A 23263-nucleotide genomic window follows, 5' to 3' on the forward strand; every position below is an offset into this window, starting at 1 on the left:
GTACAAAAGCCCGCTGAACCGGTAACGGTCAGCGGGCTTTTTCATGGGGTTGATTCAGAGCGTGAAGCCGTTTTTGACCTGCTCGTAAAGGTGCAGGGCCAGCGCGTTACTCGAGTCGCACAACAGGTACAGATGATGTTCCGGCAGTGCTGGCAAGTTGAACTTTGCGCTGACCGGTACAAGCCCCATGCCCATACGGCTTTCTTCGATCAGGCCCATGGCGGCGCCACTTCGAATGCAGGCTTCGACGGCTGATGAGTTGGGACTTTCCATCAGTACCCGATGATAGACGCCGTGATCTTGGAGGGCTTGCAACGCTGCTGCACGGTACGGGCAGCCGGAGATCGGCACGGTGATCGGCAGCGGTGCATGAGGGGCGCAATGGAACCCTTCGGCGGCTACCCACAGTGGCTGGATCGGGCCCAGACGTTCGCCCTGTTCCAGCGGCAGTGCGCTGACGGTCAATGTCAGATGGAGTTGGTTGGCGATGAAGAGTTTCAGTAGTTCGCCGCTGGTGCGGGCTTCGATTTCCAGTTCGAGCAGCGGGTTGTCGGCGATCAAGCGCGGCAGGCAGGCTTGAATGAAGGCGGGGGCGTAGGTGTCGGGGATGCCGAGGCGGATTTTCCCCTCCATGCGCTGAGGCATCAGAGCGATCAACAGGCGGTCGTGACTTTTTAGGAATTCCGTGGTGTCTCCCAGCAGTTTCTTGCCGAAGAGCGTCAGTTCCACCCCCTGGTTGTTACGGCTGAACAGTCGCTGGCCCACCTGATCTTCCAGCTTCTGGATGTGCGTGGTCACGGTCGAGGCACTGCGGTGCACGTGATCGGCCGCTTCGTTGAAACGACGGAAGCGCGCCACGGCATGGAAGGTGCGGAGCAATTCAATATTCAGCCGACGGGTCATGATTTCACTTTTGCGGATAACAGGTGCAGGTTATTCAAATATACACAAGGATGTGAGGCCCTTAGCCTTCCAGTCAACTCACACCGACTGGAGGTCTCATGAAGCGATCCACCCTGGGGCTGTTGCCATTGCAGGCAGCCTTCGTGCTGTCGTGGAGTTCCGGCTATATCGGCGCCAAACTGGGGACGCAAGGTGGCGAGGCCTTCAACCTGCTGTTCTGGCGCTTCCTGCTGGTCACGGTGTGTCTGGGCGTGTTTTTGAATAACCGGTTGCGGACGGTGTCATGGATGCAGATTCGCCATTACGCGGTGATCGGCTTTCTGTCGCAATTCCTGTACCTGAGTTGTCTCTATGTGGCGATACAAAAAGGCTTGCCGCCGGGTATCGCGGCGATCATCGCTGCGCTGCAGCCCTTGATGACCGCGGCGTTGTCGTCACGCAGTACTACTGAGCGCAGTGGCGCCTGGCAATGGTTGGGCCTGCTGATCAGCTTTGCTGGCGTATCGGTGGTGATTGCCGGGCAATACAGCAGTGAAGGGCAGACTGTCGGTGTGCTCATGTACCTGATGCCGCTGGTGTCAGCACTGGGCCTGACGTTGGCGACCCTGTACGAACGTCACTCCGTACAACCGGAGCAGACAGGCCTGGTGTTGCCGCTGTTCATTCAATCTCTGTTGAGCCTGGTGGGTTTTACCGTGGCGGTACTCTGCACCGGCACGCTGAGTATTCCCCATACCACCGAGATGTTGATCTCGATCGTCTGGCTGACAGTGTTTTCCACCTTCGTCGCTTATCTGAGCCTGTGGATGCTGTTGCGAACGATGACCGCCACGCACGTCGCGGCCTTGGTCTATCTGGAGCCGCCGGTGACCCTGGTGTGGGCTGCGTGGCTGTTCGGCGATGTGATTCAACCCACAACCTATGCCGGTATCGCCGTGGTGATCGCAGGGTTGATGCTGGTGCGGGTGACGCGACGTGGAGCGCTTTGCACCTCCTGATTGCCCGTTAGATCGGCTTCCGGGTGCCCAACAGTCGAACCTCCCGCAACAGCGCGGCACCGAGTTGGTCGGTGCCCAGCTCGCGGTAGCCGACCGCCTTGATATCACCATTTTCTTCCGCCTGGATGATGATCACCGGCGTCTCCTTGCCGGTCGTTTCGTCCACATGCAGGGCGTACTGGGGGATATCCAGCTTGATCGGCGTACCTGCCGCCAGGCCTTTCACATTGATCAAAAACGCCGCGCAACCGGTGTCCACATCCGTGCTGGTAGCGGAGCGACCGCTGACAAAGCAGGTTTGCGGCAAATCAGGCCAGGCAATGGTGTCGGCATTGGCCAGGCTTGAGGTTGTGGTCAAGGCAGCGATAAGCAGCGCGCGCACGTGGGTCGTTCTCTTGATCAGGTTTGAACGCGACTTTTACCAAAGCCCGGCTTGAGCCGCAACGCCGAACTCACGCGAGGCGTTTCATGCCCGCGGTCCTGGCAGCGTCGAGGTCGAAAGTGGCCGTGTACTTGCACCCTGCCGCGTGGGCGCAGCGTTCGATCAGGCAGTCTGCAAAGTCGGCTTTGTTGGAAGTGAACCGCCGCAAGGCCTGCCAGACGATTTCGGCATGCTCGATGATCAGCTCCCGGGTGCGCAACAGCGTCTCCAGAACGTTGATCACGTCGCTTTTGGCCGACTGATAGCAACTTTGTAAAACCCAGACCAGTTCCACCACGGACACCAGGCTGACAAAACCCGGCGACGCCGTAGTGAGCGACTCGATCAATTCGCAGGCCTTGGGCGATTGGGTCGGGTCATCCTGAGTGACGTAACGAACCAGTACATTGGTGTCCAGGCCGATCATCCTGCCTTGGCTCCCTGTGCGGCAATTGCACGGTTCATGTCCTCGATGGACACCGGCTGGGCAGGTTTGCGGATCAACCCCTTGAGGTCGTGCACGGTCTTGCTGGCGGCAATGATGGAAAACCGGCCGTCGTCCGTTTCTACGAACTCGACGCGGTCTCCGGTTTCCAGGCCCAGAGCGGTTCTGACTTGAACCGGAATGGTGATTTGGCCTTTTGAGGTCAGTGTGGCAGTCGCCATATTGAATATCTCCATCGTGATGCTCCTTACCTTAGGGTAAGGAATGCTGGAGGACAAGATCCGTTGGTCCATAGGGGCTTCTCTGGTGTGGGTGAGTCGGAACAGGTAAAAAGATAGCCCGACAAATGACGTCGACACGCCTGAATGCCCCTGCAAAGAGATACAGCATATGACTGACCGCCAACTCATCATTCCCCCCGTCATGCAGGCCATCGTCGAACGTGCCGGCTACGTGCCCGCCGTCAAGGTCGGCAAGACGCTTTACTGTGCCGGGCAGGTGGGCCGCACAGCGGCACTGGCCGTGATCGAAGACCCCGAGGCGCAATTCGTCGCCGCCTGGGAGAACCTGCGACTAGTGCTGGAGGAGGGAGGGTGCAGCTTTGACGATGTGGTGGACATGACCACGTATCACGTGGATATGAGCCGGCACATGGCGGTCTTTCGAGAGGTGAAAAACCGTCTGTTCCCACGCGGGCATTGCGCCTGGACCACGATCGGGGTGTCCGAACTGGCACACCCCGGTCTGCTGGTGGAAATCAAATGTGTGGCGGTGCAACGCTGATTTATTGCACCACTCGGTAGCACGGTACATACGCCGCACCGCCCGGCAGTTTCATGCGGTGCTGGGCGACGAACGCCTGTAGCAGCTCATCCAGTGGCTTCATGATTGCGGGGTCGCCGTGGATCTCATACGGGCCGTGCTGTTCGATCAGGCGAATGCCCTTGTCCTTGACGTTGCCCGCCACAATCCCGGAGAACGCACGGCGCAGGTTGGCCGCCAGTTCGTGTGGGGGCAGGGCGTGGCTCAGTTGCAGGCTGGCCATGTTGGCGTGTGTCGGGTCGAACGGGCGCTGGAAGCCCTCGTCGATCTTCAGCAGCCAGTTGAAGTGGAACGCGTCGTTGCGCTCACGACGGAATTGCTTCACCGCCTTCAGGCCGGCGGTCATCTGGCGCGCCACTTCGGCCGGGTCATCGATGATGATCTGGTAGTGCGCCTGCGCCGCTTCGCCCAGGGTGGCGCCGACGAACGCGTGCAGTTGCTGCAGGTATGGCGCGGCGTGCTTCGGCCCGGTCAGGACGACCGGGAACGGCAGGTCACGGTTGTCCGGGTGCATCAGGATGCCCAGCAGATAAAGGAATTCTTCGGCCGTGCCGGCGCCGCCAGGGAAGATGATGATGCCGTGGCCGACACGCACGAAGGCTTCCAGGCGTTTTTCGATATCCGGCAGGATGACCAGTTCGTTGACGATCGGGTTCGGTGCCTCGGCAGCGATGATGCCCGGTTCGGTCAGGCCCAGGTAGCGACCGCCGGTGATGCGTTGTTTGGCGTGGGAAATGGTCGCGCCTTTCATCGGACCTTTCATCACGCCCGGGCCGCAGCCAGTGCACACGTCAAGGCTGCGCAGGCCCAATTCGTGGCCGACCTTCTTGGTGTATTTGTATTCTTCGGTGTTGATCGAGTGGCCGCCCCAGCACACCACGATCTTCGGCTCGACACCGGGGCGCAGCGTGCGGGCGTTGCGCAGCAGGTGGAACACGTAGTCGGTGATGCCCTGGGAGTTGCTCAGGTCGATGCGCTGGCTGTCCAGCTCGTTCTCGGTGTAGACGATATCGCGCAGGGCGCTGAACAGCATCTCGCGGGTACTGGCGATCATTTCGCCATCGACGAATGCGTCGGCAGGCGCGTTCAGCAGTTCCAGGCGCACGCCGCGATCCTGCTGGTGGATGCGCACTTCGAAGTCTTTATAGGCGTCGAGGATGGTCTTGGCGTTATCGATATGCGCGCCGGTATTGAGGATAGCCAGGGCGCACTGGCGGAACAGGGTGTAGATGCTGCCGGTGCCGGCTTCGCTCAGTTGTTGCACTTCACGCTGGGAGAGGGTTTCGAGGCTGCCCTTGGGGCTGACGGAGGCATTGATGACTTGGCGTTGGGGCATTCTGATTCCTTGAAAGCACAGCCATTGCACCGCTAAAGGGCCGCAATGGCTCTGGAAGAGTGGGCGCCGAGTTCGGTCGCACGAGACGGTTATTTACCTCAGGTACAAGCCCGAGCGCAAACACCGTCCACCTCCATCATGCCGCAGAACTTACTGAATCAGCTTCCAGTTTTTGTAGAAAACCCGACGCAGGGTAAACACCAGGCCGGCAAAGCCCGCGATCACGGCATTGAGAATCGACGGCAATGGTGTCGGGCGGACGATATCGATAAACAGGCAGTAGCGCTTGGCGTCATTTTTGTTGAAGGACGCGTGCATCAGCGTGTCGTCGAAAATGAACAGTGGGTCGTCGTGCCAGTAGTGCTTGTGCTTGCCTACCTGAATGTAGACGCCCTCGTGATGGGGGGCTGGCGCCATGTTGTAGAGCACGCGGAACATCATGCGCAGCGGGCCGAAGTGAAAAGAAGTGGAGCGGTTTTCGTTGAAGACCGACACGCCGATGGTTTTCACGAATGGCAGTTTTTCCCGCAGCCGTGGAATATCCAGGGTGGTCTCGATGGGGCGACCGTACCACTGGAAAAACAGCATTCCGCGTTTCTTCTCGGCCATGCGCTCATCGAGGTAACCGATGATTTCATCCTTGTGCGCCATGGCGTCGTCGATCACCTGTTGCAGGTCTTTGCGCCAGGCGGTCGGCAGGTCGGCCATCGTGTACACATGGCGGTTGCGGCTGCTCACCAGGTCGAACAGGGTGTTGAACGGCGCCAGCAACCAAGTGTTACGGCCATTGCCGATGAAGTATTTCTTGAGAGTGTCGCGGTCGTACAGGCCATTGCGCAGGAAGTCGTAAATGCCGCACACCACCACAAGCAGCAGAAACCCGAGGGTCGTGCGGGGAAAGCAGTAAATGACCAGCAGGACACCCAGCGCCCACGCGGCGGAGACCAGTTTTTTGCGAACAGCGCTTTTACTCATGAAACTCGGCTCCGGAGCGCGAAATAATTCGAAACAAAGTCGCTATGATAGGGGGTTATTGCCGCGCCGGGCGTTTTAAATATTGCGAAATTGTGAAGACGTTGAACAAAATTTTACGTTTGTGGCCTGCACGTTAGCTCAAGTGTCACAAAAAGCCCGGAATGGATTGAATTTTGTAAACAGAAGATTTGCGACTATCGTGACGCTTCGTTTTTTCGGACGTCATAGACCGGTACGATTGAAGTTGAATGGCCACCACTGGCCTTCGGCACCTTGGAAGAGGCAGAAATTTTATGATCATCAAACCGCGGGTTCGTGGCTTTATCTGTGTGACCGCTCACCCTGTTGGCTGTGAGGCGAACGTCAAGGAACAGATCGACTACGTGACGCAACACGGCGCCATCGCAGGCGGCCCGAAGAAAGTACTGGTCCTGGGTGCTTCCACCGGCTACGGCCTGGCCGCGCGCATCAGTGCTGCGTTTGGCTGCGGCGCCGACACCCTGGGCGTGTTTTTTGAGAAAGAAGGCGAAGAGGGCAAGTTGAGCTCGGCCGGCTGGTACAACAGTGCCGCGTTCGAGAAGTTTGCCGTCGAAAAAGGCCTGTACGCCAAAAGCATCAACGGCGACGCGTTTTCCGACGAGATCAAGCGCCTGACCATCGAAACCATCAAGAAAGACCTGGGCAAGATCGACCTGGTGGTCTACAGCCTGGCCGCACCACGCCGTACCGACCCGCAAGGCGTGGTGCACAACTCCACCCTCAAGCCGATCGGCAAGTCCGTGACCCTGCGCGGTATCAACACCGACAAGGGCGTCGTGGTCGACACGACCCTGGAGCCGGCGACCCAGGAAGAAATCGACGGCACCGTCAAAGTGATGGGTGGCGAAGACTGGCAGTTGTGGATCGATGCCCTGCGTGACGCCGACGTCCTGGCCGAAGGTGCCAAGACCACCGCGTTCACCTACCTCGGCGAGAAGCTGACCCAGGACATCTACTGGAACGGCTCCATTGGCGAAGCCAAGAAAGACCTGGATAAAAAAGTCCTGACCCTGCGTGACAACCTCGCGGCACTCAAGGGCGACGCCCGTGTGTCGGTGCTCAAGGCCGTGGTCACCCAGGCCAGCTCGGCGATCCCGATCATGCCGCTGTACCTGTCGCTGCTGTTCAAAGTGATGAAAGAGCAGGGCACCCACGAAGGCTGCATCGAGCAGGTCTACGGCCTGTTCAAGGACAGCCTGTACGGCAGCGAGCCAAAGCTGGACGCCGATGGCCGCTTGCGCGCCGACCTGGCCGAGCTGGAGCCGAAAGTCCAGGATGCCGTGGCGGCCCTGTGGAACCAGGTGACCGACGACAACGTCAACGAGATCAGCGACTTTGCCGGCTACAAGGCTGAGTTCCTGCGTTTGTTCGGCTTTGAAGTCGATGGCGTGGATTACGATGCCGACGTCAATCCGACCGTGAAGATCAATGGCCTGATTCAGGCCTGAAGCGCGCATCACAATAGATGAAGACTTTTGTGGGAGCTGGCTTGCCTGCGATGCGGTCGCCTCGGTGTAACAGTTGCACTGCGGCGATGCTATCGCGGGCAAGCCCGGCTCCCACAAAAGCCCGCTCCCACATTTGTATTGTGTAACGCTCAGGAACCTTCCTACACGCCATCGCGCTCCCGGCGACCCCCACAATCTGCCAGACTCCCAGCGCTATCACTCACGCTAACGGAGGATCTGATGACGATTCGTGCAGTAGTTTTTGATTTCGGCGGTGTTCTGTTCGATTGGAGCCCGCAGCACCTGTATCGCAAGCTGATTGCCGACGATCACGAACGGCAATGGTTTCTCGACACCATCTGTACCCAGGCCTGGAACACCGAGCAAGATGCCGGTCGTACCCTGGCTGACGGCACCCGCAGCCTGATCGCCCAATACCCTCAACACGAAGCCTTGATCCAGTCCTATTACGACCGCTGGCATGAAATGCTGCGCGGCCCGTTGCCGGAAGGGGTGGCGATCCTTGAAGCCCTGCATCAGGCCGGCATGCCCTTGTTCGGGCTCACCAACTGGTCCGCCGAAACCTTCCCGTACGCCCGGGCCAACTACCCGTTCCTGCAGCGCTTTCGCGATATCGTCGTGTCGGGCGAGTTGAAGCTGATCAAACCGGACCCCGCGATCTATCACGCCAGCCTCGATCAGGTACGCGCCCACCTGCCGGATATCCAAGCCGTAGAAGTCGTGTTCATCGACGATGTGGCCGGTAATATCGACGCCGCCGTGGCCCTCGGCTGGCAGGGTATTCACCATGTATCAGCCGAGCGCACCGCTGCGCGCTTGCGTGAGTTGGGTGTGGCGTTCTAAAGCGCCCACGTCTCCATCGCGAAGTCCACGAATGCGCGCAGTTTGGGCAGGCGGTAACGATCCTGGCGATAGAGCAGGTGCATGGGCCGGCTGGGGAGTTTGTAGGACGTCAACAAAGCCACCAGCTTGCCGCTCTCCAGGTCAGGCTGTACCAGGGCATCGGCCAGCATGATGATGCCCATGCCGTTGACCGCCGCCTGCCGCAAGCCTTGCGAACTGTTGATGGTCAGTGAGCCGGATACCGGAACCTCTACGTCGCCCTCATCGCCGCTCATGCGCCACAGTTTGCCGGTGTCGCGCCAGTTATCGTTCGCCGGGTAAGCGAACGCCAGGCAGTCATGCTGTTTCAGGTCATCGGGCTTCGACGGCGTGCCGCGTCGCGCCAGGTACTCAGGCGACGCGCAGAGGGTAAGGGTGTAGGCCTGCATGGGCCTAGCGATCAAGCTGGAGGTTTCCAGCTCGCCAAGACGGATCGCCACGTCGAAGTCGCTGTCGACCAGGTCCATTCGCTCATTGCTCAACACCACGTACAAATTGATAAGCGGGAAGCGCCGCGAAAACTCGCTCAAGGCCGGCATCAGGCGTTCGGTGCCGAACACCGGTGGCGCGGTGATGCGCAGGTTGCCTTTGGGGATTTCGCTGTGGGTCTGCTCGGCCAGCCGTTCAGAGTCGGCCACCAGGCCCAGCACTTCCAGGCAGCGCTGATAATACTGCCCGCCAAACTCGGTGAGGCTTTGTTTACGCGTGGTGCGCTTGAGCAGGCTGACCCCCAGCCGTTGTTCAAGCGCACGCAGGTGGTTGCCGACCATGGTGGTCGACATTCCGCATTCCAGCGCTGCAGCGGTCATGCTGCCGGTTTCGACCACTTTCACGTAAACCGACATCGCCTGGAACAGATCCATTATCAAGCCCTGGTTTAAAGTAATTGCAGGAATGCGCAGTTTATCCATTCGGGGTGGTTAACGATACTGCACCCACCCAAACGAAAACCGGAGCCTGCCGCCATGACTGCCGCCTGTCTGATGACCACTTATCAACCGCTGGACCTGAGCTTTACCCGTGGCTTGGGCACGCGTCTGTGGGACCAGCGTGGCCGCGAGTACCTCGATGCGGTGGCCGGTGTGGCGGTCACCAATGTCGGCCACTCCCACCCGAAATTGGTGGCGGCCATCAGCGAACAGGCGGGGTTGCTGCTGCACACCTCCAATCTTTACAGCATCGACTGGCAGCGGCGCCTGGCGCAGCGGCTGACGCAGTTGTCGGGCCTGGACCGTGCGTTCTTCAACAACTCCGGCGCGGAAGCCAACGAGACGGCATTGAAACTCGCCCGGCTGCATGGCTGGAAAAAAGACATCGAAGAGCCGCTGGTGGTGGTGATGGAAAACGCCTTTCACGGGCGCACTCTCGGCACCATGGCGGCCAGCGACGGGCCCTCGGTGCGGTTGGGTTTCCAGCGCCTGCCGGGAGATTTCGTCAAAGTGCGCTTTGGTGATTTGGCCGCGCTGGAGGCTATCACCCAACAGTTCGGCACGCGCATCGCCGCCGTCCTGTTGGAGCCGATCCAGGGGGAAAGCGGTGTGCTACCCGCGCCGCCGGGTTATTTGAAAGCCCTGCGCGAGCATTGCACGGGCCATGGCTGGCTGCTGATGCTCGACGAAATCCAGACCGGTATCGGGCGCACCGGCACCTGGTTTGCCTTCCAGCATGAGGGCATCGTGCCGGACGTGATGACACTGGCCAAAGGCCTGGGCAACGGAGTGCCCATCGGTGCCTGCCTGGCCCGGACAGCGGTGGCGCAGTTGTTTACGCCGGGCAGTCACGGCAGCACCTTCGGCGGTAATCCGTTGGCGTGTCGGGTGGGCTGTACGGTGCTGGACATCATCGAAGAGCAGGGGCTGTTGCAGAATGCCGCCCAACAGGGCGAACGCTTGCTGTCGCGCTTGCGGGTGGAATTGAGCGAGCATCCGCAGGTTCTGGCGATTCGTGGGCAGGGGCTGATGATCGGCATCGAGCTGGCCAGTCCTTATCGCGACCTGGCCCAGCGGGCAGCACAGGAGCATGGCCTGCTGATCAATGTGACGCGCGGCAAGATCATCCGCCTGCTGCCGCCGTTGACCCTGGATACCAAGGAAGTGGAGATGATCGTAAGAGCCATCACCCGCCTATTGGATTGAAACACAATCAAACTGTGGGGGCGGGCTTGCTCGCTCCCACATTCGACCTGGGTGATTTTCAAGGCCAAGGCCGGAGACAGCCTGTTCTGTGCCCAGGCCACGCATGAAGGGCTGACCGGCGGCCTAAAAGGTCACTTCCATATTGAGCGTCGGCGTCGACGTGCGGCTACCCCGCCCGCCGTCCACGCCGAACTTGTTGTGCCAGTACTCGTACCCCACACCGAGGTAAAGGTTAGGCTTGACGCTTGTGCCCGGGCGTACCGCCACCATCAGCGCGGTGCGCATCAGCGCTTCCGGTGCGGTGTCGCGACCATGGTAGTCATCGCCTTTTTCCCCGACGTAATTGATGAAGCCCTGAAATCTCGCGCTGTGATTGGCGATATCGAAAGGGCGCATCCAGGTCAGATTGAGCATGTAGGTGTCGTCGAAGGTGTGATTCGACTCCTGTGCGCCGGGAATGCCGGTGTGGTTCTTTTCCTTGTAATACAAGAGGCTCAGGTCCAGCACGCCGACGGTGTTGAACTTCAACGTCGGGCCGAGCACCAGCGCGCGTTTTTTCGCCGAGGCTAGGTTGTTGTTGCGGCTTGCGTCGAAGCCCAGGGTCAGGGCGTAGTCCTTGATCAGACCAGTGCCCAACGGCATGTCGAACACCCGCGAGGCATATACCTGGTGCCGGTAGACGGCATACACCTCGCTGCCTCCGTGGTCGGTGCCCTTGCGTGGGTCGCGGCTGTCGGAGAGGAACACATCGAGGTTCAGAAAGTTGCTGCCGTAGCGGTAGCCGCTGGCATGGGTGAAGCTGTAAATGCGTTTGCTGAAGTCATCGGGGTTATTCGGATTGGTGAACTGTTGGCCGTAGCGAAATCCTACGCTGTTGTTCATCCACTCCACTGCGACGGCCTCCCCGCCGCCGAGCAGTGACAGTAATACGGTTGCGCCGTGCAATGCCTTTTTCATTGTTCTGATTCCTTTGGCGTTTGGCTCATGGCGGTTCTGCAAGGGCCGCCGGGCGCAGTATTCGCCCAAGGACGGCGCGGGCCAAAGAACAGAATCTCGCCTGGGCCGATGCCGAAATGGCAGCAGCAAAACTAGCTTGAAAGTCAGGAAATACAAGGCGCCAAGGCCGACTCCTCACGTTCGCGCAGGGCGATTTCCTCACCCAGCAGGAGGGTCAGGGCCTGTACGGCAACAGGCAGGTCGCGGTCTTTGCGGGCATACACGCCGAGGTCACTGAAGATCCCGCCCTGGTCGCTCAGTGGGACGTGCAGCAGTTCACCGCGCGCCAAGTCAGCCTCGATGCCGATGCGGGTCTGGAAGGCAATGCCCAGTTGCTGGCGCACCAGTTGCCGCGCCAGTTCCATGGAATTGCTGTGCAGCAACGGTTTGTGGCCACTGGCTGTGCGGCGATGCAACGGCGCGATCAGATGGTGCACCGACAGCTCGCTCTTGGCCTGGATCACGCCATGTTCACAACACTGCCCGTAGCTCACACGGGGTTGCGTAGCCAGCGCATGCGCCGGCGTCATCAATGCGCTCAAGCGGAAATGCCCGACACACAACTGTGTGATTTCGCAGCTGCGGGGCAGGGCAAACGCCAGGCCAAGGTCGGCCTGGCCCTGAATTACCGCGGCAGGTATGGAGCGCGAACCCTGCACCGTGACGCCGATGGTCACCTTCGGATAGCGCTCGCGCATGCGCCTGAGGGCGGCCGGCAACAGTTCGACGGCAGCCCCTTCCACCGTGGCGATCTCCACGTGCCCGGTCTGCACGCCATGCAAGCCATCCAGCTCGCCACGCATGCGCTCAACATCCTGCAACAGCAACGTCACGTGACGGCTGAGTATCTCGCCGGCGGCGGTGACGCGCAGTCCGCCGGGCAGGCGATCGAACAGCGCCGCGCCCATCTCGTCTTCCAGTTTGAGGATCTGCCGGTTCACCGCCGATGACGCGACATTCAGGCGCCGCGCGGCCTCGCGGATCGAATGGCAGCGCCGCACCATGTCGAAGTAGTAGATGGCAGGGGCGTGGAGGCGCAGCTTGCGATTGAGCATTTTTTTCAGGTCCTTTTGCGCAAGGCTTCAAGCCACAAGGCTGGGCGGCTGAATGGATTTTTGTAACTTTAGTAATGCGTGTATTGTGGAATTGATTGTATACAACTCTATGGACATCCCATCTTTCCTTTGCATACAGTGAGCGCACAACAAAAACAGAGACCCCCTCACCATGACTATCCCGAAGGCGTCACCGCAGCGGCCAGAAGATGAGAATCTCGGCGTCGCGGCCAACATGGCTTACGGCCTGCAACATGTGCTCACCATGTACGGCGGTATCGTGGCCGTACCGTTGATCGTCGGTCAGGCGGCGGGTTTGTCGCCGGCGGACATCGGCTTGCTGATTGCCGCGTCGTTGTTCGCCGGCGGCCTGGCAACCCTGTTGCAAACCCTGGGTCTGCCGTTCTTCGGCTGCCAGTTGCCGCTGGTGCAGGGCGTGTCGTTTGCCGGTGTGGCGACCATGGTGGCGATTGTCGGCAGCGACGGTGCTGGCGGCGTACCGGCGATTCTTGGGGCGGTGATGGCCGCTTCGCTGATCGGGTTGCTGATCACCCCCGTGTTCTCGCGGATCACCAAGTTTTTCCCACCTCTGGTGACCGGTATCGTGATCACCACCATTGGCCTGACCCTGATGCCCGTCGCGGCGCGCTGGGCCATGGGCGGCAACAGCCGCGCGGCGGATTTCGGCAGCATGCCGAACATCGGCCTGGCGGCGCTGACCCTGGTGCTGGTGTTGCTGTTGAGCAAGATTGGCAGCGCGACCATCTCACGGTTGTCGATCCTGCTGGCGATGGTGATCGGTACCGTGATCGCGGTATTCCTGGGCATGGCCGATTTCTCCGGTGTCACCCAGGGACCGATGTTCGGCTTTCCCACGCCCTTCCATTTCGGCATGCCGACCTTCCATGTGGCGGCGATCATTTCCATGTGCATTGTGGTGATGGTGACGTTGGTGGAGACCTCGGCGGACATTCTGGCGGTGGGTGAGATCATCGACACTAAAGTCGACTCCAAGCGCCTGGGCAACGGCTTGCGCGCCGATATGCTGTCGAGCATGTTCGCGCCGATCTTCGGTTCGTTCACCCAGAGTGCATTCGCCCAGAACGTCGGGCTGGTGGCGGTGACCGGGGTGAAAAGCCGCTTCGTGGTGGCGACGGGCGGGGTATTCCTGGTGGTGCTCGGCCTGCTGCCGTTCATGGGACGGGTGATTGCGGCAGTACCGACGTCGGTGTTGGGCGGTGCCGGGATCGTGTTGTTCGGCACCGTGGCGGCGAGCGGCATTCGCACCCTGTCCAAGGTGGATTACCGCAACAACATGAACCTGATCATCGTCGCCACGTCCATCGGTTTTGGCATGATCCCCATCGCAGCGCCGAGCTTCTACGATCACTTCCCCAGCTGGTTCGCGACCATTTTCCACTCGGGCATCAGTTCGTCGGCGATCATGGCGATCCTGCTGAACCTGGCGTTCAACCACTTCACCGCCGGCAATTCGGACCAGCAGTCAGTGTTCGTGGCGGGGACCGAGCGCAGCCTGTGCTTCCACGATGTGGCGGCGTTGCGCGATGGGGATTACTTCCGGGGCGGCAAGCTGTTTGATGCTGAGGGTAAGGAGATTCCACTCGTAGCTGATGTATCAAGGAAGACCGCGAAACCTGAAACCACCGAAGTCTAAAGCCGATTGAGAAACCCATGTGGGAGCTGGCTTGCCAGCTCCCACATTTTGATTTAGCCAGCTTTAAGCTTTGGGTACGGCACCGAGCAGGCCTCATCCAGAAACTTCACCACCGTCCCCATGCACGCCTGGCGTTCTTCCACATGGGGCATGTGGCTGGAGTCTTCGAACAGCGCCCAGCGCACATCCGCGATCTCATCCAGGAACGGCTTGACCACCAGCGGCGTGGCCTCGTCGTGTCGACCGGAAATCACCAGGGTCGGTACGTTGATCGCCGACAGCCGGCCGATCACGTTCCAGTCTTTCAAGCTGCCGATCACATGGAACTCGGTCGGTCCGCTCATGGCGTGGTACACCGTCGGGTCCGAGTCGACCTGGGCAAAAGTGCGCGCCACTTCGTCCGGCCACGGGTTGACCCGGCACACGTGCTGGTCGTAGAACACCCGCGACGCCGCGAGGTATTCCGGGTCTTGATAGGTGCCGGCGGCTTCGTGCTTGAGCAAGGTTTCATGCACGCCTGCGGGCAACAATTTGCGCAGGCGATTGGCTTCGCTGACCCAGGTGCGCATGCAGGTCGGGGAGTTGGCCGGGATGAACGCGCGCAGGCCCCGGGGTTGCAGGATCGCGTGCTCGCTGCCCAGCATGCCGCCCCAGGACTGCCCGAGGATCGCGTAATTGTTGCTGATCTGCAGGTGGTCCAGCAGGTTGTTCAGTTCTTCGAGGAACAGGTTGACGGTCCAGAACGATGGGTCTTTGTCGGGCAGGTGCGTCGAGCGGCCATTGCCCAGTTGGTCGTAATGGATCACGGCATGACCGCTGGCGGCGACATCCTTGAAGGCGTCGACGTAGTCGTGGGTGCAGCCGGGGCCGCCATGGATGACCACCAGAGGTGTGCGGCCGGTGTTGAGATCGCCCGTGACGCGGTACCAGGTATGGTAGGCGCCGAAGGCCGCATACCCTTCGCGGATTTTTTCGATGAAGTCCATTTCGTACCCTGCGCTGAAAAAAGGATCAGGGACACCATAGTCCGCACACAGGGTTTAGGTAACTAGCAAAACAGCTAGGTTTTTGTCGGTGGGTCAGTCTTCGAGCAAACGGTAGTGGGCGGCGCGAACCACGGCTTGCACGCGATTCTTGGCCCCCAGTTTATGCATCGCCGAGGCCAGGTGCAGGGTGACCACCGCCAGTGACCGGTTCAGTTGCGCAGCGATGTCTGCAGCGGTCAGGCCCTCGGCGGCCCATTTCAGGCATTCGCGTTCGCGCTTGGTCAGGTGAATGTGCGGATAGGCGCGCAGTTCCTTGCTGAACAAGGGGTAGGCCGCTTCCTGCAAGGCGTGGGTAATCAGAGAAAAATCCGACAACGTCTGCTGGGCATCCTGTAGCACGGTGCGCGCCTTGCCGGTCCGCAGGCCGGTCAGTGAGGCGAAACCGCCCCGGGGCAAATGGATGGGCACGCTTACGCCGCAGGTCAGTTGCTGCTCGTGCAGGTAAGTGGAAACCGGGGCGTGGCAGGGGTCGATGATCTTTTGCAGCGCGGTCTCGGCCTTGGCTTCGTAGGACCAGACAAAGGGGGACACGCTGTTCAAGGCCAGGTGTTGCACCGGGTCGATCTGATAGAACCCTTCGCTGCACCACAGGGTATGCCAGTCGGGCGGCGTGTTGCGCAACTCCAGTACCGAGGGCGTAATCAAGGTACCGTCGTGGTCGATCGGCACCGGGGTGTAGTCGTACACCAGTGCATCGAAGCCCAACTGCTGGGCAAGGATGAAGGTGTTGTCCATCTGTTCATCCAGGCTCCTGCCCGGCATCAGACGGTGGTTGAAGGCGGTCAGCTTGGCCAGCATCCGTTCTGCTCCCGAATTCATTTGAATCTCGACTTGCTGCAAGTAGAATGCCACGCCCCGGCGAAGGACTGCCAGGCCAAACCTATAAGAAATGCTAGGTTATGGACGCGCGGCATCCTCGGTAGTGTTGGCCAGATAAACGGCCGCTACCTGCCAGGCCGACACAAGACAAGGAATGTATGCATGTGGCGTGAAATTGCTCCCGACCAGCGGTACACCGTGCAAGTCGACGGCCATGACCTCGTGGCCTACAGCTTTGGCGAAGGCGACGAGGTGCTGTTGTGCCTCAACGGTGGCCCGGGGCTGCCGTGCGACTACTTGCGCGATGCCCACGGTTGGCTCAAGGCGCACAACCTGCGCGTGGTTGCATTCGACCAGCTTGGCACGGGCGCATCAGCCAGACCCACCGATGTTTCCCTGTGGGAAATCGGCCGTTATGTCGAAGAAGTCGAAACCGTGCGCCAGGCCTTGGGTCTGGGGCGTGTGCACCTGCTCGGGCATTCCTGGGGTGGCTGGCTCGGTATCGAGTACGCCATTCATTACCCCGATGCACTGAAAAGCCTGATCCTCGAAAACACCGTCGGCGACATTCCGCACCTGTCCCGGGAGCTGGAACGCCTGCGCGGTGCCCTGGGCAGCGAGACCGTGGCCATGATGCAGCGCCACGAGGCCATGGGCACCCTGGATCACCCGCAGTACCAGGCGGCGATCACCTTGCTCAACTACCGCCACGTGTGTCGCCTGGACGAGTGGCCGGAGCCGGTCAAACGCTCCCTGGGCGACTGGAACATGGGGCCCTACGAGACCATGCAGGGCCCCAACGAATTTCTCTACATCGGCAACCTCAAGGACTGGAACCGCCTCAAGGAGATGGCCGAGTTCAAGATGCCGATCCTGATCACCACCGGCCAGCATGACGAACTCACTCCGGCCTGCGCCCAGCGCATGAAGCTGGCGGCACGCCACGCCGAGTTGCATGTGTTCCCCAACAGCAGCCATATGCCGTTTTATGAAGAACCCCAGGCGTATTTCCCGGTGCTGCTGGACTTTCTCGCTCGCCACCGGGGCTGACGGATGAACCTGGCGCGCTACCGTTTTGTGTTGTCCCGGCCGCTGCAATTGCTGCCGGTGCTGTTCGGCATCAGCCTGATCACCTTCGTGCTGGTGCGCTCGATTCCCGGTGACCCGGCGCGCGCGTTGCTGGGCTCGCGCAGCACACCGGATGCGCTGCTGAAGATCCGTGCGCAATACGGTCTCGATCAACCGCTGTGGCAGCAATATTTCTACTTCCTGAAGAACCTGCTCAAGGGCGACCTTGGGCAATCGCTGTTGTACAAGGTCGATGCCTTGAAGCTGATCGTCACCCGCATCGAACCGACCCTGGTGCTGGTGCTCGGCAGTGTGCTGTTGGCGCTGTTGATCGCGGTGCCGCTGGCCACGCTGGCCGCGCGCAACAAGGGCGGCTGGGCGGATAACCTGATCCGCGTGTTCACCACCGTTGGCCTGGGCATGCCGGCATTCTGGCTGGGCTTGATGCTGATTCTGTTACTGAGTGTGCAGTGGGGTTTGTTCCCGGTGTCTGGCTACGGTCGCACCTGGCTCGACAAGGCCCACCATATGGTGCTGCCGTGCCTGACCATCGCCCTGGCGTTGTCGGCGGTGCTGGTGCGCAACCTGCGGGCGAGCATGTTGATGGAGTTGCAGGCTGATCACGTCACCGCCGCGCGGGCGCGCGGGGTGTCGGAAGCGCTGGTATTTCGCCGCCATGTGTTGCCCAACTCGCTGGTACCGGCGGTCAACCTGCTGGCGGTGAACATTGGTTGGCTGATCAGCGGCACGGTGGTGATCGAAAGCCTGTTCGCCATTCCCGGCATCGGTCAATTGCTGGTACGTGGCATCTTCACCCGCGACTACATGGTGGTGCAGGGCGTGGCCATGGTGCTGGCCTGCGCGACCGTGGTGGTCAATTTCATCGCCGATGTGGTGACGGTCACCCTCGATCCCCGAGTGAAGATGCAATGAGCAGTCGCCCGTTGGTCGCGCCCTGGCGTTTGCGCCTGCGTTTCGGTTTTCGCAATGGCCGCCTGACGGCCGCGTGGGGCTTGCTGATTCTGCTGGGGTGGCTGGCCCTGGCGTTGTTCGCGCCGTGGATCGCGCCCTATGATCCCATCGTGCAGAACACCGAGATCAGCTTGATCGGCCCCAGCCTGGCACATCCCTTCGGCACCGATAACTACGGCAGGGATATCCTGTCGCGGGTGATCTGGGGCGCACGCATCGACCTGCAACTGGCCATCGTCGGGGTGATCTTCCCGTTCATCATCGGTACCTTCATCGGCGCGGTTTCGGGTTACATCGGCGGGCGTTTCGACAGCTTCTGCATGCGTGTGATCGACGTGATCCTGGCGTTCCCTTTCCTGGTGCTGATGCTGGCGATCATGGCCATCCTCGGCCCGGGCCTGCAGAGCTTTTACATCGCCATGGCGCTGGTGGGCTGGGTGTCGTATGCGCGGTTGATCCGCTCGCAGATTCTGGTGCTCAAGGAGAGTGACTTTGCCCTGGCCGCCAAAAGCCTGGGGTTTGGCCATGGGCGCATTCTGTTCCGGCATTTGCTGCCCAACGCGCTGTTCGGCTCGATTGTGTTTTCCATGTCGGACGCGGTGCTGGTGTTGCTCAACGGCGCCGCCGTGAGTTACCTGGGCCTGGGCGTGCAACCGCCCACCGCGGAGTGGGGGACGATGGTTGCCGAGGGCCAGGCCTTTATCACCACCGCCTGGTGGATCTGCACGTTTCCGGGCCTGGCCATCGTGACCCTGGCCATGGGCTTCAGCCTGCTTGCCGATGGCGTGGCGCAAGTGTTGGGGGATCGCTCATGAGCCTGTTGCAGGTACGGGACCTGAGCGTGATCGCCCGCACTGCCGGGCGCGACGTCACGCTGGTGGACCGTGTGTCTTTCGACCTGGCCGAAGGCGAGATCCTCGGTCTGGTGGGCGAGAGCGGTTCAGGCAAAACCATGGCGTGCCGTGGGCTGATGCGTCTATTGCCGTCGCCCAACCTGCGGGTGCAGGGCGGCGCGGTGCGGCTGGCTGGCCAGGATCTGCTGACGCTCGACGACGCCGGAATGCGTGCCGTGCGAGGCGGGCAACTGGGCATGATCTTTCAGAACCCCAGCAGCCACCTCGACCCGCTGATGCGCATCGGTGAGCAGATCGCCGAGGGCATCCGTTTGCATCAAGGCGCCTCGAAAAAGGAAGCGCGCCAACAGGCCATCGAGGTACTTCGCCAAGTCGGCATTCCCGATCCGCAAGCGCGGGTCGACAACTACCCTCACGAGTTTTCCGGCGGCATGCGCCAACGCGCGATGATCGCCGTGGCCCTGGGCTGCAACCCCAGGGTGTTGATCGCCGACGAGCCGACCACCGCATTGGATGTGACGGTGCAGGCGCAAATCCTGCGTCTGCTGCTGGACCTGCGTGACCAGCGTGGCTTGTCGATCATCATGATCACCCATGACCTGGGCGTGGTCGCGCAAACCTGCGACGCCATCGCCGTGATGTACGCCGGGCGCCTGTGCGAGCACGGCAGCAAGTACGACCTGCTGGCGCAGCCGCAGCATCCCTACACCGCGGGTTTGATCGATTGCCAGCCGGCCCACAGCAGCGGTCATGCCCTGCTGCGCACGATTCCCGGTCAGCCGCCGTTGCTGGATGCCTTGCCCGGCGGTTGCCGTTTCCATCCGCGCTGCCCGCAGGTGGGCGCCTTGTGCACCGAGGTGCTGCCCGAAGGTGCGCGCGTGGCCTGTCATTACCCGTTGGGAGCGCACCCATGAGCCTGTTGCAGATCAAGGACCTGGAGGTGAAGTTTGCTGCGTCCGGCACTGGCCTGTTCGGGTTGAACAAGCAGTGGGTGAGGGCGGTGAACGGGGTGTCGTTGAACCTTGCCGCCGGTGAAACCCTGGGGCTGGTGGGGGAGTCGGGCAGCGGTAAAAGCACCCTGGGCCGGGCGATTCTGCACTTGAACCCGATCAGTGCCGGGCAGGTGTTGTTCGACGGTATCGATATGGCCCATGGCAGCGGGCTCGACATCACGCGCCTGCGCCATGAAACCGCGATGATCTTCCAGGACCCTTACGCTGCGCTGAATCCGCGTCACACCATCGGCGAAACCATCGCCGAAGTGCTGCGGGTGCAACGCAAGGTCGCACCAGAGCAGATTCCGGCTCGTGTGAATGAGCTGCTTGACCTGGTTGGCCTGCGCCCCGAGTTGGCCAGCCGCAAACCCGGCTCCCTCAGCGGCGGCCAGTGCCAGCGTGTTGGCATCGCTCGGGCGCTGGCAGTGGAGCCGCGCCTGATCGTGGCTGACGAGTGCGTGGCGGCGCTGGATGTGTCGATCCAGGGGCAGATCATCAACCTGCTGCTGGAACTGCAACAACGCATGAACCTGGCAATCCTGTTTATCGCCCATGACTTGGCCATCGTGCGGCGCCTGTGCGACCGCGTGGCGGTGATGTACCTGGGCAAGATCGTCGAAGAAGGGCCGGTGGAGGCGGTGTTCACCGCGCCGCGCCATCCGTATACGGCGGCGCTGATCGAGGCGATTCCGGAGATCGATCCCCATCGGCCCCTGCCCGCCGAACCCCTGCCGGGAGAACCGCCGAGCCCGCTGAACTTGCCCACGGGTTGCGCCTTTCACCCGCGCTGTCGGCATGCACGGACGATGTGTTCCGTGGTGTTGCCGCCGACCCATTTTCTGCACGAGCATCGATACAGTTGCGTGCTTGAAGAACCGTTGAACCTTCCTGCCATTCATGAACAAGGAGTTATGACATGCAATCCCGTCACTTGAAGTTGCTCGCCGCCGCCACGCTCACGGCGTGGTCGCTGACTGCCGGTCTCGCCCAGGCCGCCGGTGTGCTGACCATCGGCTGCCGTGAAGACAGCACCACGTTCGACCCGATCAAAAGTGCGCAGAACCGCGACACCTGGGTGTTCGCCAACGTCTACGACACTCTGGTGCGCGTGGACAATTTGGGCACCAAGATGGAGCCAGGGCTGGCAGAAAGCTGGGACATCTCCAAGGACGGCCTGACCTACACCTTCAAGTTGCGCGACGCGAAGTTCTCCGATGGCTCGACGATTACCGCTGACGATGCGGCGTTCAGCCTGTTGCGCATCCGTGACAACAAGGCTTCGTTGTGGGCTGACCCGTTCAACCTGATCAACACCGCCAAGGCGACGGATCCGAAAACCCTGGTAGTCACGCTGAAGACCCCGGCTGTGGCTTTCCTTTCGCAACTGGCATCGCCGACGGTATCGATCCTGTCGGAAAAAGCCATGACCAAGATGGGCGAAGACGCCTATTCGGAAAACCCGGTGACCTCCGGCGCGTTTACCGTTGATGAATGGCGCAAGGGCGATCGCGTCATCCTCAAGAAGAACCCGAACTTCTGGCAGGCCAAAAATGTGAGCCTGGACGGCGTGGAGTGGGTCTCGGTGACCGACGACAACACCCGCATGCGCATGGTGCAGAACAACGAGCTGGATACGGCGATCTTCGTGCCGTTCTCGCGGGTCGAAGAGCTGAAGAAAGACAAGAACGTAGTGGTGCATTCCGACCCGTCCACCCGTGAAGATCATCTGTTGATCAACCACGAGCACGGCCTGTTGGCCAAGCCGGAAGTGCGTCAGGCGCTGGACATGGCCATCGACAAACAATCGCTGGTCAAGACCGCCACGTTCGGTCAGGGCACTGTGGCGTATTCCTACATTCCAAAGGGCTCGCTGTACCACTACGCCAACAACCTGCAACGCCCGTACGACCCGACCGCCGCCAGGAAACTGCTGGAGCAGGCGGGTGCCAAGGACTTGAAGCTCAACTACGTGGTCAACGCCGGCAACGAAGCCGACGAGCAAATTGCGGTGATCATCAAGGACCAGTTGGCCAAGGTCGGCGTGACCGCCAACCTGCAAAAGGTCGACCCGACCCAAAGTTGGCAGATGCTGGTGGACGGTGACTACGATATCTCGGTGATGTACTGGACCAACGACATCCTCGACCCGGACCAGAAGACCACGTTCGTACTGGGCCACGACACCAACCAGAACTACATGACCCGCTACAGGAACGACAAGGTCAAGGAGTTGGTGGCGACCGCTCGGATCGAGTCTGACCCGGTCAAGCGTGAGCAGATGTATGTGGAGCTGCAGAAACTGGCGAAACAGGATGTGAACTGGATCGACTTGTACTACAGCCCGTATATCAACATCTCACGCAAGAACATCAGTAACTTCCTGCAAAACCCGCTGGGTCGCTTCACCCTCGAAGAAGTGGTGAAAAACTAAAGGCTACCGCTAAACAACTGTGGGAGCGGGCTTGCCCGCGAAAGCGGAGTGTCAGTCAACAGAGATATCGACTGATCTACCGCATTCGCGGGCAAGCCCGCTCCCACATTTGGATCTGCGTCCTTCCTGTTACTGCGCGTCGAACGCCTGGCCATTGATGCCGGCACTGTCCGGCCCCATCAGGTACAGATACACCGGCATGATCTCTTCAGGCGCGGGCCTTTCCATCGGGTTTTCTCCCGGATATGCCTGAGCCCGCATGCTCGTGCGCGTGCCGCCCGGGTTGATGCTGTTGGAGCGTACTGATGCAACGCTGTCGAGTTCGTCGGCCAGGGTTTGCATCAGGCCTTCGGTAGCAAACTTCGATACCCCGTAAGCTCCCCAATACGCACGGCCCTTGCGCCCCACGCTGCTGGAGGTGAACACCACCGACGCATCCTGGGACAGCTTGAGCAGAGGCAGCAAGGTGCTGGTCAGCATGAACATCGCGCTGACATTGACCTGCATCACCCGCATGAAATTTTCGCCCGACAGCTGCTCGATCGGCGTGCGCGGGCCGATGATCGAGGCGTTGTGCAGCAGACCATCGAGGTGGCCGAACTCCTTTTCGATCATCGCCGCCAGCTCATCGTATTGATGGGGCAGGGCAGTCTCCAGGTTGAACGGGATCACCACCGGCTGAGGCTGGCCGGCAGCTTCGATTTCGTCATACACCTGGGCCAGGTTGGCTTCGGTCTTGCCCAGCAACAGCACGGTGGCGCCATGGGCGGCGTAGGTTTTCGCTGCCGCTGCACCAATCCCGCGGCCGGCGCCAGTGACCAGGATGACCCGGCCTTTGAGCAATTCTGGACGTGCGGAGTAATCAAACATAAATAGCCTCGACAAAATTCAGCGGGGTACAAACACCAGACTTGAAAGCTGTGGAGA

24 protein-coding genes are annotated in these 23263 nt (G+C 60.7%); 12 read left to right on the forward strand and 12 right to left on the reverse strand.

Translation table 11 applies throughout. The annotated features are described in order from the left end of the window. Nucleotides 1–54 precede the first annotated feature (54 nt). Entirely contained in the window at nt 55–903 is an 849-nt protein-coding gene (locus ACW9IB_RS02680; protein WP_457412179.1) for a LysR family transcriptional regulator, read from the reverse strand. Nucleotides 904–1001: 98 nt separating this feature from the next. Here ACW9IB_RS02680 and ACW9IB_RS02685 point away from each other — a divergent pair, with 98 nt between their 5' ends. Beyond that, the gene (locus tag ACW9IB_RS02685) at nt 1002–1901 is read left to right on the forward strand and encodes a DMT family transporter (RefSeq protein ID WP_457412182.1); all 900 of its coding nucleotides are present in this window, start codon (nt 1002–1004) and stop codon (nt 1899–1901) included. A 7-nt stretch (nt 1902–1908) separates the two neighbouring features. Here the strand turns inward: ACW9IB_RS02685 and ACW9IB_RS02690 are convergent, their stop codons facing one another. From ACW9IB_RS02690 to ACW9IB_RS02700, 3 genes are all read right to left on the reverse strand, one after another. Further along, complete coding sequence (locus tag ACW9IB_RS02690) at nt 1909–2283, reverse strand: hypothetical protein (protein WP_457364562.1); 375 nt, start codon at nt 2281–2283, stop codon at nt 1909–1911. A 70-nt stretch (nt 2284–2353) separates the two neighbouring features. Then, a complete protein-coding gene (locus tag ACW9IB_RS02695) occupies nt 2354–2749 on the reverse strand; it encodes a PIN domain-containing protein (RefSeq protein WP_457364561.1) in 396 nt (131 codons plus the stop codon). Next, complete coding sequence (locus ACW9IB_RS02700) at nt 2746–3003, reverse strand: AbrB/MazE/SpoVT family DNA-binding domain-containing protein (RefSeq protein ID WP_457364560.1); 258 nt, start codon at nt 3001–3003, stop codon at nt 2746–2748. Before ACW9IB_RS02700 ends, ACW9IB_RS02695 begins: the two co-directional genes overlap by 4 nt. A gap of 154 nt (nt 3004–3157) precedes the next feature. On the opposite strand from ACW9IB_RS02700, the gene ACW9IB_RS02705 reads away from it, so the two are divergent. Continuing rightward, entirely contained in the window at nt 3158–3550 is a 393-nt protein-coding gene (locus ACW9IB_RS02705) for a RidA family protein (RefSeq protein WP_457364559.1), read from the forward strand. Between the two features lies 1 nt (nt 3551). On the opposite strand, the gene ppnN is transcribed toward ACW9IB_RS02705, so the two are convergent. Next, entirely contained in the window at nt 3552–4925 is a 1374-nt protein-coding gene (gene ppnN / locus ACW9IB_RS02710; RefSeq protein WP_457364558.1) for a nucleotide 5'-monophosphate nucleosidase PpnN, read from the reverse strand. 150 nt (nt 4926–5075) lie between these two features. Next, a complete protein-coding gene (locus ACW9IB_RS02715; RefSeq protein WP_457364557.1) occupies nt 5076–5900 on the reverse strand; it encodes an aspartyl/asparaginyl beta-hydroxylase domain-containing protein in 825 nt (274 codons plus the stop codon). Between the two features lie 293 nt (nt 5901–6193). On the opposite strand from ACW9IB_RS02715, the gene fabV reads away from it, so the two are divergent. After that, entirely contained in the window at nt 6194–7387 is a 1194-nt protein-coding gene (gene fabV / locus ACW9IB_RS02720; protein ID WP_457412183.1) for an enoyl-ACP reductase FabV, read from the forward strand. A 240-nt stretch (nt 7388–7627) separates the two neighbouring features. Then, nucleotides 7628–8251 (forward strand): HAD family hydrolase, encoded by a 624-nt coding sequence (locus tag ACW9IB_RS02725; protein WP_457412185.1) that lies wholly within the window; start codon nt 7628–7630, stop codon nt 8249–8251. Here the strand turns inward: ACW9IB_RS02725 and ACW9IB_RS02730 are convergent. Next, the gene (locus ACW9IB_RS02730; protein WP_457364554.1) at nt 8248–9153 is read right to left on the reverse strand and encodes a LysR family transcriptional regulator; all 906 of its coding nucleotides are present in this window, start codon (nt 9151–9153) and stop codon (nt 8248–8250) included. The two genes, ACW9IB_RS02725 and ACW9IB_RS02730, sit on opposite strands and share 4 nt — an antisense overlap. A 102-nt stretch (nt 9154–9255) precedes the next feature. Between ACW9IB_RS02730 and ACW9IB_RS02735 the strand changes: the two genes are divergently transcribed. Next, nucleotides 9256–10425, forward strand: a complete 1170-nt coding sequence (locus ACW9IB_RS02735) for an acetylornithine/succinylornithine family transaminase (protein ID WP_457364553.1) — start codon at nt 9256–9258, stop codon at nt 10423–10425. 123 nt (nt 10426–10548) lie between these two features. Here ACW9IB_RS02735 and ACW9IB_RS02740 read toward each other — a convergent pair whose 3' ends face one another. Together ACW9IB_RS02740 and ACW9IB_RS02745 are read right to left on the reverse strand one after the other, a co-directional pair. Continuing rightward, entirely contained in the window at nt 10549–11382 is an 834-nt protein-coding gene (locus tag ACW9IB_RS02740) for a nucleoside-binding protein (protein ID WP_457412187.1), read from the reverse strand. A gap of 143 nt (nt 11383–11525) precedes the next feature. Further along, nucleotides 11526–12476, reverse strand: coding sequence for a LysR family transcriptional regulator (locus tag ACW9IB_RS02745; RefSeq protein WP_457412189.1), 951 nt, complete (start codon nt 12474–12476; stop codon nt 11526–11528). Between the two features lie 172 nt (nt 12477–12648). Here ACW9IB_RS02745 and ACW9IB_RS02750 point away from each other — a divergent pair, with 172 nt between their 5' ends. Next, the gene (locus tag ACW9IB_RS02750; RefSeq protein WP_457412191.1) at nt 12649–14151 is read left to right on the forward strand and encodes a nucleobase:cation symporter-2 family protein; all 1503 of its coding nucleotides are present in this window, start codon (nt 12649–12651) and stop codon (nt 14149–14151) included. 53 nt (nt 14152–14204) lie between these two features. Here ACW9IB_RS02750 and ACW9IB_RS02755 read toward each other — a convergent pair whose 3' ends face one another. Both ACW9IB_RS02755 and ACW9IB_RS02760 read right to left on the reverse strand, forming a co-directional pair. Further along, the gene (locus ACW9IB_RS02755; protein ID WP_457412194.1) at nt 14205–15137 is read right to left on the reverse strand and encodes a proline iminopeptidase-family hydrolase; all 933 of its coding nucleotides are present in this window, start codon (nt 15135–15137) and stop codon (nt 14205–14207) included. A gap of 93 nt (nt 15138–15230) precedes the next feature. After that, complete coding sequence (locus ACW9IB_RS02760) at nt 15231–15995, reverse strand: LuxR family transcriptional regulator (protein ID WP_457412197.1); 765 nt, start codon at nt 15993–15995, stop codon at nt 15231–15233. Between the two features lie 183 nt (nt 15996–16178). On the opposite strand from ACW9IB_RS02760, the gene ACW9IB_RS02765 reads away from it, so the two are divergent. Genes ACW9IB_RS02765 through ACW9IB_RS02790 form a run of 6 tightly spaced genes read left to right on the forward strand, consistent with a single transcriptional unit; the run spans nt 16179 to nt 22336 of the window. Further along, a complete protein-coding gene (locus tag ACW9IB_RS02765; RefSeq protein WP_457364547.1) occupies nt 16179–17066 on the forward strand; it encodes a proline iminopeptidase-family hydrolase in 888 nt (295 codons plus the stop codon). A gap of 3 nt (nt 17067–17069) precedes the next feature. Then, nucleotides 17070–18017, forward strand: coding sequence for an ABC transporter permease (locus ACW9IB_RS02770; protein ID WP_457364546.1), 948 nt, complete (start codon nt 17070–17072; stop codon nt 18015–18017). Further along, on the forward strand, nt 18014–18871 hold the full coding sequence (locus ACW9IB_RS02775) for an ABC transporter permease (RefSeq protein WP_457364545.1): 858 nt from the start codon (nt 18014–18016) through the stop codon (nt 18869–18871). The genes ACW9IB_RS02770 and ACW9IB_RS02775 overlap by 4 nt, the downstream gene beginning before the upstream one ends. Next, on the forward strand, nt 18868–19824 hold the full coding sequence (locus tag ACW9IB_RS02780; protein WP_457412198.1) for an ABC transporter ATP-binding protein: 957 nt from the start codon (nt 18868–18870) through the stop codon (nt 19822–19824). Before ACW9IB_RS02775 ends, ACW9IB_RS02780 begins: the two co-directional genes overlap by 4 nt. Next, nucleotides 19821–20840: an ABC transporter ATP-binding protein gene (locus tag ACW9IB_RS02785; RefSeq protein WP_457364543.1), complete on the forward strand. Its 1020-nt coding sequence runs from the start codon at nt 19821–19823 to the stop codon at nt 20838–20840. The genes ACW9IB_RS02780 and ACW9IB_RS02785 overlap by 4 nt, the downstream gene beginning before the upstream one ends. Then, nucleotides 20822–22336 carry an ABC transporter substrate-binding protein gene (locus ACW9IB_RS02790; RefSeq protein WP_457364542.1) on the forward strand — a complete coding sequence of 505 codons (1515 nt, stop codon included), beginning with the start codon at nt 20822–20824 and terminating at the stop codon, nt 22334–22336. The genes ACW9IB_RS02785 and ACW9IB_RS02790 overlap by 19 nt, the downstream gene beginning before the upstream one ends. Nucleotides 22337–22465: 129 nt before the next feature. Here ACW9IB_RS02790 and ACW9IB_RS02795 read toward each other — a convergent pair whose 3' ends face one another. Further along, a complete protein-coding gene (locus tag ACW9IB_RS02795; protein WP_457364541.1) occupies nt 22466–23206 on the reverse strand; it encodes a YciK family oxidoreductase in 741 nt (246 codons plus the stop codon). Between the last annotated feature and the right edge of the window lie 57 nt (nt 23207–23263).

Source organism: Pseudomonas sp. SDO524_S393 (genome assembly GCF_054071875.1).